Source organism: Eremococcus coleocola DSM 15696 (genome assembly GCF_000428865.1).
GTDB classification, from domain to species: Bacteria; Bacillota; Bacilli; order Lactobacillales; family Aerococcaceae; genus Eremococcus; species Eremococcus coleocola.
This window is the reverse complement of record NZ_AUAT01000038.1, coordinates 1-10,099: the sequence shown is the minus strand read 5'-3', so window position 1 is coordinate 10,099 and position 10,099 is coordinate 1. Positions and strand designations below refer to the sequence as shown.

At 41.3% G+C, this 10,099-nt stretch carries 12 protein-coding genes; 9 read left to right on the top strand and 3 right to left on the bottom strand.

Going from position 1 to position 10,099, the window contains the following annotated elements; translation table 11 throughout:
• Positions 1-242, top strand: a 242-nt coding sequence (locus G396_RS10605) for an IS3 family transposase (protein ID WP_034907635.1), incomplete at its 5' end; no start/stop codon positions are given.
• 155 nt (positions 243-397) lie between these two features.
• Here G396_RS10605 and G396_RS0108260 read toward each other — a convergent pair.
• On the bottom strand, positions 398-3,838 hold the full coding sequence (locus G396_RS0108260) for an FtsX-like permease family protein (protein WP_282705437.1): 3,441 nt from the start codon (positions 3,836-3,838) through the stop codon (positions 398-400).
• Positions 3,839-3,848: 10 nt separating this feature from the next.
• Entirely contained in the window at positions 3,849-4,550 is a 702-nt protein-coding gene (locus tag G396_RS0108255; RefSeq protein WP_006418404.1) for an ABC transporter ATP-binding protein, read from the bottom strand.
• A 182-nt stretch (positions 4,551-4,732) separates the two neighbouring features.
• Here G396_RS0108255 and G396_RS0108250 point away from each other — a divergent pair, with 182 nt between their 5' ends.
• Genes G396_RS0108250 through G396_RS0108240 form a run of 3 tightly spaced genes read left to right on the top strand, consistent with a single transcriptional unit; the run spans position 4,733 to position 6,304 of the window.
• Entirely contained in the window at positions 4,733-5,299 is a 567-nt protein-coding gene (locus G396_RS0108250) for a TetR/AcrR family transcriptional regulator (RefSeq protein WP_028125674.1), read from the top strand.
• Positions 5,293-5,901 (top strand): GNAT family N-acetyltransferase, encoded by a 609-nt coding sequence (locus G396_RS0108245; RefSeq protein ID WP_248623926.1) that lies wholly within the window; start codon positions 5,293-5,295, stop codon positions 5,899-5,901. The genes G396_RS0108250 and G396_RS0108245 overlap by 7 nt, the downstream gene beginning before the upstream one ends.
• Positions 5,885-6,304, top strand: coding sequence for a GyrI-like domain-containing protein (locus G396_RS0108240; RefSeq protein WP_006418174.1), 420 nt, complete (start codon positions 5,885-5,887; stop codon positions 6,302-6,304). The genes G396_RS0108245 and G396_RS0108240 overlap by 17 nt, the downstream gene beginning before the upstream one ends.
• A 495-nt stretch (positions 6,305-6,799) precedes the next feature.
• On the opposite strand, the gene G396_RS11980 is transcribed toward G396_RS0108240, so the two are convergent.
• Positions 6,800-6,928: a hypothetical protein gene (locus G396_RS11980; protein WP_006418367.1), complete on the bottom strand. Its 129-nt coding sequence runs from the start codon at positions 6,926-6,928 to the stop codon at positions 6,800-6,802.
• 209 nt (positions 6,929-7,137) lie between these two features.
• Between G396_RS11980 and G396_RS0108235 the strand changes: the two genes are divergently transcribed.
• The 5 genes from G396_RS0108235 to G396_RS10600 form a co-directional block, all read left to right on the top strand.
• A complete protein-coding gene (locus tag G396_RS0108235; protein WP_248623925.1) occupies positions 7,138-7,473 on the top strand; it encodes an iron chaperone in 336 nt (111 codons plus the stop codon).
• Between the two features lie 54 nt (positions 7,474-7,527).
• Positions 7,528-8,244: a hydroxyacylglutathione hydrolase gene (gene gloB / locus G396_RS0108230; RefSeq protein WP_006418221.1), complete on the top strand. Its 717-nt coding sequence runs from the start codon at positions 7,528-7,530 to the stop codon at positions 8,242-8,244.
• Positions 8,245-8,255: 11 nt separating this feature from the next.
• Positions 8,256-8,876: an NUDIX hydrolase N-terminal domain-containing protein gene (locus G396_RS0108225; protein WP_006418311.1), complete on the top strand. Its 621-nt coding sequence runs from the start codon at positions 8,256-8,258 to the stop codon at positions 8,874-8,876.
• Between the two features lie 9 nt (positions 8,877-8,885).
• Positions 8,886-9,242: a DUF2200 domain-containing protein gene (locus tag G396_RS0108220; RefSeq protein WP_006418232.1), complete on the top strand. Its 357-nt coding sequence runs from the start codon at positions 8,886-8,888 to the stop codon at positions 9,240-9,242.
• Between the two features lie 463 nt (positions 9,243-9,705).
• A partial coding sequence (locus G396_RS10600; protein WP_034907907.1) for a LysM peptidoglycan-binding domain-containing protein occupies positions 9,706-10,099 on the top strand: 394 nt, incomplete at its 3' end.

The following is a 10,099-nucleotide window of genomic DNA, read 5'->3' as shown; positions in this document are numbered from 1 at the left end:
TTAAAGAAAATCAAATCTTTCAAAGTATGTCACGGAAAGGAAACTGTTACGATAATGCACCCATGGAAAACTTCTTCAGTGTGATGAAGCAAGAAATGTATTACGATAAGATTTATCATAGTTACAGAGAATTAGAAACTGCGATTATTAAATATATACAGTACTATAATGCAGAACGAATCAAAGAAAAATTAAACTGGATGAGCCCAATTGCTTATCGCCATTCACTTCAAGCTGCTTAGAAAACAAAAAATAAGAGAGACAAGTACATAAAATATGTACTCATCTCTCTGGTCCAACTTTTTGGGGTCACTATAATCTAAGGCTAGAAGTGTTTTCATATTCTTAAATAAGCAGAAGCCCCGGGGCAAGTCACCCGGGGATTTCTAATAGAGCATTAATCTACTGATTTCAAAGCTTCTAACATATCCACCCGTTTTAAGATATGGTTGACCATGAATGCTAAGGCAATCAGTATTAGTATGATCAAGACCACTGGAAACAAATGGATAAAGGTCGAAACGTGTTGACTGAACATCATGTTGTCAGGCGCTACGGTTTCCAAAATAATCCGGTGGAGGACCTTCCCACCCAGCATACCGACCGCAATCCCGATTAAGGAAAGTACTATCGTTTCGCGGTAAATATATAGGGTGACTTCCTGGTTGAGGAAGCCCAAAACCTTGATGGTGGACAGTTCGCGAATCCGTTCGCTGACATTAATGTTGGTTAAGTTATAAAGGATAACAATGGCCAACAAGGAGGCAGCAATGGTTAAGACATTCATAACAGTATTCAAGGAATTTACAATTGAATTCACTAGAGCGATGCCCGAGGTGTTTTGTACCACAGCTTTGACTGCATCTAAGCGCATGAAATCTGCTGTTTCTTCTTGGACATTATCAGCAGAAGAATCGTTAAAAGTCATGAGGTAGGCATTTTGGGCAAAATCTTTTCCGAAGACCTTTTCATAGTAGCCTTTATTCATGTAAATGAAGTGACCGGCGTACATCTCGCTAATACCGGCAATCTTAATTTCATAAGAATTATTTAAATTATCTTCAATAGTAAATTTATCGCCAACTTTTAATTTCATGAGCTTGGCTAATTTTTCATTAATGATGGCACCGTCATCGGTCACTTTCAAGGCGGTGTCTGTCGCATCCTTGCGGTTAGCCAAGTGAATATATGGGGCGAAGGAATCATTATCGATGGCCATCAAAGTGATGCTTTGCTTGTCTTCAACCTCTTTAATTTCCTTGCTGAAGTTTTCGGTATAAATAGCCTCTTTTTGCTTGATGGTATCTGAAGCTAAGGCTTGGTCTAAATCAGCTTGGTCAGATTCATTAATATCATCTTGTAGGGCGACAATGGCATCGTATTTAATAATATCGCCAAATTGCCGTTGACCCATGGTGGAGAGGGAGGACTGCATACCAAGGCCTGAGAAGAGGAGTGCGACTGATCCCGCCACCCCAAAAATCGTCATCAAGCCTCTTTGTTTATAGCGGAAGAGGTTACGGGCCGTTACCTTATGGGTGAAGGAGAGCCGGTTCCAAATAAATGGAATTTTTTCTAAGAGGATTTTTGAGCCTTTAGAAGGTGGTTTAGGTAATAGTAATTGTGAAGCAGTTTCTTTCAGCTCCTTGTGGGCAATATATAGGGGTGGTAAAACTGATACTAGAATCGTGCAGACTAGAGCAAATAAGGTAATTGGCCAGTGGAAAGGCATGGATAAAGCGGGCAGGGTGGTGTCTGCCATTAAGGTTTTGTCCAAAAGATAAGGGAGTAAATACATCCCGGCAAAGACCCCAATAAGGGTTCCTAGCATACCAGCGGTAAAACCATAAACGGTAAATTTCTTATAAACATCCTTGTTTTGGTAGCCTAAGGCTTTAAGCACACCGGCATTGGTTCTTTCTTCGGTAACAAACCGGGTCATGGTCGTGACTGTAACTAAAGCAGCAACCAGGTAGAGGACAACTGGAAATAGATTACCCACTTGGGAAATCCCATGCGAAGCGGTGTAAACTTTGACATAGCCATCGGAACCAGGCAGGGTCCTGCGGGTATAAGAGGTATAAGCGGGTTCGGCCAAATCCTCAATATTATCACGTGCTTGGGCTAAGTCGTCTTCGGCATTCTTGATATCCTTATTAGCTTTGGCTTTTTCGTCAGCAAAAGTCGCTTTATTTTCAGCCAATTCATCTTTGGCATCATCTAATTTCTTTTGGTTTGTAGCCAGCTCATCCTTAGCTGCTTGCAATTTAGCTTGACCTTCTTTGAATTTAGCTTCTTGACTTTGGAAGTCAGCTAAACCTTGGTTATACTTGGCTAAACCTGAATTATATTCAGCTAAGCTGGCATCTAACTTGGCCTTGGCGGCTTGGTATTGGGCCAAGCCCTCTTGATAAGGGGCACTTTCTTGGTCAAATAAAGCTTTTTGTTCTTGGTATTGGGCTAATCCAGCTTCATATTGGGCTTGACCAGCTGCCAATGTTTGTTTTTGAGAGTCTAGATTAGTTTGGCCAGCTTGATAATCTGGCGAAGTCGCTGGGTCAATCCCTTGCTCTTGAAGTTGGTTTGCTAAGGCATCCAACTGAGCCTGGCCTTCATCAATCTGAGCTTGGGCTTGGTCTAATTGTGACTTACTAGAATCTAAATCAGCTTTGGCTTGATCTAACTGTGCTTGCGGACCGGCTAATTGAGCGGCGACCTCATCGAGTTTAGTCTTTTCTGGTTCTAATTGGGCATAGCCTTGATTGATTTGGTCGGCAGCGGCATCAAGTTGACTTTTAGACGCAGCTAACTGACTGCGGCCATCTTCTAATTTCTGGCTAGCACTTTGGATTTCTTGGTCCTTGTCGGCAATTTCTTTTTGACCGTCATCGAGTTTCTTTTGGTTGTCGTTGATTTCTTTTTGACCATCTTTAAATTTTTGCTCGGCTTCTTTTATATCTTCTTTAGCTTGATCAATATCGGCCTGGCCGTCATCGATTTTTTCCTGAGCATCGGCCTTAATATCTGCTAAGCGCGCTTGACCTGAGCCTTCGATTAATTTGTCTAGGTCAGTTTGATGTTGGGCTAAGCGGTCAGTGTAGTCATCGGAGTAAGCTTCTAGGTCACGGAGGTCATTATAAGCAATGCGAGCAATAGTGTAGACATCCATATCAAAAGTTTCTGGAGTTACCACGGCATAGCCGGCTAAAGTCCCGGATCCGGAATTAGAAGATCCCATGGCTCCGGTTGAAATAATTTCAGAAGAATTGACGAAGCCGGTAATGGTGAAGCGATGTTTTTTGAGGACTTGGTCTTTAGCTTCCGATTCTTTGTCTGCTTCATCTTCGTCCTGATCAATCGACAAGTCTAGGTTTAGACCGCTTTGGTTTTCCTCTAATTCGATTTGGTCCCCCAGCTTGTATTGGTCTTGCCAGCTTGATCCTAAGGCAATCTCATCACTTGCGCTAGGAAAGTCGCCTTGGACCAATTCAAATTGGGAAATATCTTTAGTGTTTGAGAAAACCCGCATGGATTTAGGTGTGTCTTTAATGACCACATCAGCAAAGTAAGCAAACTCTACCTTGGCTTGGTCTTTGAGCTGGTTTAATTTATCTTGGTCACTTTGATCTAGGCCGTAATCGGACATGACTGCCAAATCAAAAGTATGGTATTTGTCATAGTAGCTGGAGGCTGAATGGTCGATATCGGGACCAGACACCTTTAAGCCAACCAGGGCAAAGGCACCCAGAGCCATTAAGAAAAGAATAGAGAAAAAACGGCCTAGGGAGCCCTTAAGAGATCGGAAGATTTCTTTATTAAGTTGTTTTTTGTTCACCATAACCTCCTTCCTAGTATTCTAGACTGGCGATGTCTTGGGGATGAGGGTTGAGTTCAACCGATTTGATTTTGGCATCATGCATGCGGATGACCCGATCAGCGATGGGTGCTAAGGCTGAATTATGGGTTACGATTATGACGGTTGCATTATCCTGACGGGACATGGTTTGTAGGATTTGTAAGACTTGTTTACCCGTTTGGTAGTCTAGGGCACCGGTAGGCTCATCACATAATAAAAGCTTAGGTTTCTTGGCGATGGCCCGGGCAATGGAAACCCGTTGTTGTTCGCCCCCAGATAGTTGGGCCGGGAAATTATTGAGTCGGTGACCAAGACCCACAGATTCAAGAGCTTGAGTGGCATCTTGGGCATCTTTAACAATTTCAGAAGCCAATTCCACGTTTTCTTTGGCGGTTAGGTTTGGCACCAAGTTATAAAATTGGAAGACAAAGCCGACATCGTCGCGCCGGTAGTAGGTGAGTTCCTTATTGTTAAATTGGGCAATATTTTTGCCGTCAATAATGACGTCACCCTCATCATTGGAATCCATCCCACCTAAGATATTTAGGACGGTTGACTTGCCAGCCCCTGAAGCGCCTAAGATGATGACAAGTTCTCCTTGTTCAATTTCAAATGAAATATCATTATTGGCGATGATTTCAGATTCGCCTGATTGATAGCGTTTGTAGCTGTGTTTCATTTCTATATAAGCCATAATTTCTTGAACTCCTTTTCTTTAACGTCGTCAAATATTATTAAGTGGTCACCATGGTGACCCTGCTTAAAATTAACTAAATAGACAACGTGTTGATTTTTGTCTGCTAGTACTTTATAATAAACTGGAGAAAATTACAAGCGACAATTATCAACAATCTGTTGATTTAAGGAGGAAAACCCATGACCCAAGCAAGACAAACCTCGACCAAGGGTGATATAAAGGCAGCTTTGGTTAAATTGCTCCAAGAAAAGGATTTTGAAGCCATCACTATTTCCGATATTACGCGGACGGCTGACATCAACCGGAGCACTTTCTATTTACATTATCTGGATAAACTGGATATGATTGATAAAATTATTGCCGATATCTTACAGGAAATTATGTCCAAGTTACCGATTGGCCAAGCCAAAGAGAAATGGCTACCATCGGTGGTAGCAGTTTTAGACTTAGTCGTAGCTGATTTTGATTTTGTCCAATCATTAATTTTGTCCCGCCCGGATTATATCTCTAATATTTTGCGGTCTTTTCTACTAGAATTGATTGACCGGGTGCCGGAGCTAGAACAAGCCTTGAACCATCGTCCCGCACTTAACCCTGAGTATGCCCGCGAGGTTTTTATTAATTCCAATATTGGGATTATCTTGCACTGGATCCGCAAGGGTTGCAAAGAATCGACTCAAGAAATCGCCCAGATGTTTTTTGTTTGGAATCAGTTGCCTAGTCAAATAGAAGGAGCTCAATCATGATTCGTTATGCCCAAGTCACCGATGCGGCTGCTATCCTAGCGATTTATAAACCTTATGTTGAAAATACTGCCATTACCTTTGAAACCGAGATTCCAACGGTGGCTGATTTTGAGGGCCGGATTGCAGCGACCCTTAAGCACTATCCTTATCTAGTTTTGGAAGAAGAAGGTCAGATTTTAGGCTATGCTTATGCTTCTCGTTACCGGACCCGGGCAGCCTATGACTGGGTGGTGGAACTATCAATTTATATGGACATGAATGCTAGGGACCAGGGCAAAGGCCGATTTTTGTATGAAGCCTTGGAGAAATTATTGCGGGTTCAAGGGGTCTTAACCGCCTATGCCTGTATCACTGGTGCCGACGAGCAAGAAGCTTATGTGACTGGGGCCAGCCCTAAATTCCATGAAGCCTTGGGTTACCAATATATCTGCCATTTTCCCAAAATCGGTTATAAGTTTGGCCAATGGTTTGATATTTTATGGATGTATAAAGAATTAGCGCCCCTGGCTAACCCACCCCAAACTTTGAAAAGTATGGACCAGTTACGGACTTACGGGCTAGCTAATTTGATTGAGGGGGACAAAGATGGATTATCATATTGAAGAAAAAGAAAGTTTTGCTGTGAGCGGGCCTTTTTATCCCGCAAATGCCCAGACTGATTATTTGGGTTTGTGGCAGGACTATTTGGAGGAAAATCCCGAGGCCGGTCTTACTTATGGCTATACTTATGAGATTAAAGAATATGGTGCGGTGATTTATCAGCTGGGTCAAGTCGTTGCGGTAGACCAAGCGGAAGCTAAAGTGGTGCCTGCCAGCAAATATGTGGTCATTGATTTAGAAGGGCCCGCCGGATTTAGCTTAGCTATGGCTTATGGCTACTTCTTTGATGAAGTTTGTCCCCAAGAAGGTATAGCTGAGGATTACAAGTGGAGTGTGGAAGTGTATCCGGCCGGCGACCGTACCGCCATGGACTACCAAATGCAATTGTGGTTGGCGGTGGAGTGATTTTTGAATGATGATTCGAGTTGAGAAAAAGTAGAATGATTTGGCTGCAAAAGATTCGAATTTTACAAAGTGGCATGAATTTGCTGCAAAAGATTCGAGTTTAGAGCAAGTAGAATGATTTATCCAAAAAAGATTCAAGTTTTCAAAAAGTGGAAAGATTTATACTACAGTTAATAAGGACCCTGGATTCGCCCAAGCCAATCCACCCCTATCAACACATTAAAGGGGTCTTGGGAAAAAACAGTCTTGTGCTTTTCACTAAATACTAGATGTTTTTGAGCTGTGGTTGACTGGATGGAAACTGCGTCGCAAAACGACTTGTTCTATCCTAGTCAAGAGTGCGATGGGCGGGGAATCAAGGCAGCTGAGCTCACTTGTTCACTCAGCTACTGGATCACTATGTCGCTTTGCTCCGAGTGCTCCAGCAAGCGAAAATCGTAGATTTTCTACTTCTTGCCCGCTCCCTTTCTATATTAAATACAAAAAAGCGTCTAGCTAAAGACCAGACGCTGCATATAAATAAGATGGGCTACATGAAAGAAAGAACATTGGAAACAGGGTAGCGGACGAACGAATGGCTTCGCCACGTTTTTCCATATCTTCTTTACCGATGGCAATGGCCATACCTGGCACATAGCGATTAGGATCTAAGCCAAGAGTTTCGATAACCTTAGAGCTAGCATAACCTTGAATTGCATGGCGGCCAAGGATGAGTTAGTATGATAATATTGTGGATAATTATATATAAAGTTCTAAAAAGTAAAGTCTTTTTAAACGAATTTTTTTAATAAAAAATTTTAGATGGTATAATAATACAGATGAGGAGGGGCGCCATGGATTTAATTAACAAATATATAGCCGACCAAAAGCCGGAACATCAGGAAGCGCTAGAGCAAGTGCGCCAAGCGATTGAGGCAGGCTTACCACAATTTACGACTACTTTAGCTTATCAAATGCCAACCTACCGGGACCGGAAGAATTTGATTCACTTTGCTGCCCAAAGTAAACATATCGGTATCTATCCGGCTGCTGCTGCCATCGAATATTTTAAAGACCAGTTCCAAGACTATGCTTTGTCCAAAGGTACGATTAAAATTCCTTATGACCAGCTGGTCCCCCGTCACTTATTGACCCAAATTGCCGCTTGGACTTATGACCATAACCAATAATGTTAAGCTCCGTTTTTAAGATGTCAGTCCACATAAGAAGAAAGGAAGATTTTTATGCCAGTTCATCCAATTCCAGCCTTATCTGATAACTATATTTGGGTCTATCAAAGTCCTGACCTTAATTTTATTGTTGATCCCGGTGAGGCTCAACCTGTCCTTGATTATATCCAAGATCAAAATATAAGACTTGATGCTATTCTTTTGACCCATAATCACGATGATCACACGGGTGGGGTTAGGGAAATCCTTGCGCAAATTCCGGACCTGCCAGTTTATGGTCCTCAAGAAACGGCTGATTTTAATAGCGTTCAAGTAGCACCTATGGACACTATCACCCTCAAAAATCATAAGCTTGCTGTCTACTTGACGGCCGGTCATACCTCTGGTCATATTTCCTATTTAATTGATGACAAAAACCTCTTCTGTGGGGATTCCTTGTTTATGGCTGGGTGTGGTCGAGTTTTTACTGGGGACTACCATGCGGAATTTGAGACCCTCCAATTATTTGCGGCCATGGAAGGGGGCGTGCAAGTTTTTGCCGGTCATGAATATACCCAAACGAATCTTGCTTTTGCCCAAACCGTCAACCTAGATGATGAGGAGTTCCAAGCCAATGTCAAAGCCTTAAGTCAACAAGTGGACCGCCGCATCCAAGCAGGATTTCCATCCTTACCTTCCACGATTGCCATTGAACTAAATTGTAATCCTTTTATGCGGGCTTCATCAGTGGACACTTTTAAGGCGCTACGTGATTTACGGGATAATTTCTAGGAGGCTTCTCAATGGAACGTAATCAATTATCTGAATGGGCTATTCGTCTACAAGCCTTGGCCCAAGCAGGTTTACACTACACCAAGGATGTTTATGACCAGGAACGGTTTGAAGAAATTCGGCAGATTGCAAGCCTTATGCTAGCTAGCCAGAGTGACTATCCTAGCGATCAATTGGTGGCGGTTTTTGCGAATGAAACGGGCTATCAGACCCCTAAATTGGATTGTCGAGCCGCTATTTTTAATGACCAAGACCAAATTTTATTAGTTCAAGAAAAAGACGAACGCTGGTCCTTGCCGGGTGGTTGGGTTGATGTGGATCAAACCCTGGTATCCAACATGATTAAAGAAGCTCATGAAGAGGCTGGTCTTGAAATTGAAGTCCTGCGCTTAATTGCTATTCAAGACCATGCCAAAAATAATCCCGTCAAAACCATGCACAATATCGAAAAAGTTTTCTTTGAGTGTCGGTCCTTAGGCGGTCAATTTCAAGCAAATAGTGAAACTATTGATGCCCAATATTTTGCTTTAGATAAGTTGCCTAACTTATCAGTGGGTAAGACTACGGCAGCGCAAATCCAACTGTGTTTTCAAGCCCACCATGACCCTCACTGGCAAGTCCCGGTAGATTAGGAGAAGTTTATGAACCAAGATGATAAAATGGCCCAGTTGACTTTTGCGACAGTATATCCCTTGTATGTAGCTAAGTTAGCTCGCAAAAATCGGAGCCAGGCTGAATTAGACCAAGTCATTCAATGGTTAACGGGTTATAGTCCTGCAGAGATTGCTGCCATGAAGATTAACCCAGAATTAACATTGGAAAGCTTTTTTGACCAAGCTCCTCAAATGAATCCTAATCGGAGTTTGATTACAGGGTCAATCTGTGGGGTGAAAGTTCAAAAAATTCAAGATCCTTTAGTGCAAAATGTTCGGTATTTGGATAAGTTAGTAGATAACTTGTATAAGGGAAAAAGCATAGAAAAGGTATTGTTTAAATAATTTTTGTGAAAACACCATAAATTACGCTTCGATAAAGACTAGTTTAGAGTCTTTTCGAGGCTTATTTTTTATGTTTGAAAATCTAACTGAAATGACTCGTCTGGCATATTTTATAAATTTAGGATTAATTATGAATATTCTTTAAAAATTAGTGGAGGGTATTAGACTGACTTATAGGAAAGCTTTACCAATTTATTGATCATATAAAATTAAAATCTACCAATAATTTGTCTTATATTTATGATAAAAGTTGACTTATGATTTTTATTTATTTTGATAATAAAACGATTTAATGTAATTTATTTGTAATAATTGTTATTTGTTCATTAAGAAAAACGCTTATTTCATTACAATTTTGAATAATTATTGAATTTTTGTTTATTACGTTTACATTACAAATTGTTTCCGTTAAAATTGAAGTGTAGGGAAATAAAATTGAAAATTATAGAAGGAGTTGTGGAAAATGAAAAAGACATATGTTTCAATGAGTTTAGCGAGTATTGCACTTGTAAGTTTTTTAGCCATAGGTCCTTCGGATTATGACCTAGTGTATGCCAATCAATCACAGGATGAAGTAACAACTTCCAGATCAAGTCAAACAACTTATGAAGTGCAAGCGGGGGATAATCTTTATCAAATTGCCCTTAGGTTTGGAATAAGTTTGCAAGATCTTAAGGAGATTAACGGCTTAGATTCTGATTTTATCCAAATAGGGGATATTTTAATCATTCCTGATTCTGGTCAAGGAGAGGCAGATCCGGTACCAGATCCCGACCCAGAACCCAATCCAGAGCCTAATCCAGAACCGCAGCCAAGTCCAGAAAAACTCTACACGGTTAAAGCCGGCGACAATTTAT

Bases quoted from the DNA above. Each gene is read 5' to 3' on its own strand.
- G396_RS0108260 (WP_282705437.1), bottom strand. From the start codon at position 3,838: ATGGTGAACAAAAAACAACTTAATAAAGAAATCTTCCGATCTCTTAAG.
- G396_RS0108255 (WP_006418404.1), bottom strand. From the start codon at position 4,550: ATGGCTTATATAGAAATGAAACACAGCTACAAACGCTATCAATCAGGC.
- G396_RS0108250 (WP_028125674.1), top strand. From the start codon at position 4,733: ATGACCCAAGCAAGACAAACCTCGACCAAGGGTGATATAAAGGCAGCT.
- G396_RS0108240 (WP_006418174.1), top strand. From the start codon at position 5,885: ATGGATTATCATATTGAAGAAAAAGAAAGTTTTGCTGTGAGCGGGCCT.
- G396_RS11980 (WP_006418367.1), bottom strand. From the start codon at position 6,928: ATGGCCATTGCCATCGGTAAAGAAGATATGGAAAAACGTGGCGAAGCC.
- G396_RS0108235 (WP_248623925.1), top strand. From the start codon at position 7,138: ATGGATTTAATTAACAAATATATAGCCGACCAAAAGCCGGAACATCAG.
- gloB (WP_006418221.1), top strand. From the start codon at position 7,528: ATGCCAGTTCATCCAATTCCAGCCTTATCTGATAACTATATTTGGGTC.
- G396_RS0108225 (WP_006418311.1), top strand. From the start codon at position 8,256: ATGGAACGTAATCAATTATCTGAATGGGCTATTCGTCTACAAGCCTTG.
- G396_RS0108220 (WP_006418232.1), top strand. From the start codon at position 8,886: ATGAACCAAGATGATAAAATGGCCCAGTTGACTTTTGCGACAGTATAT.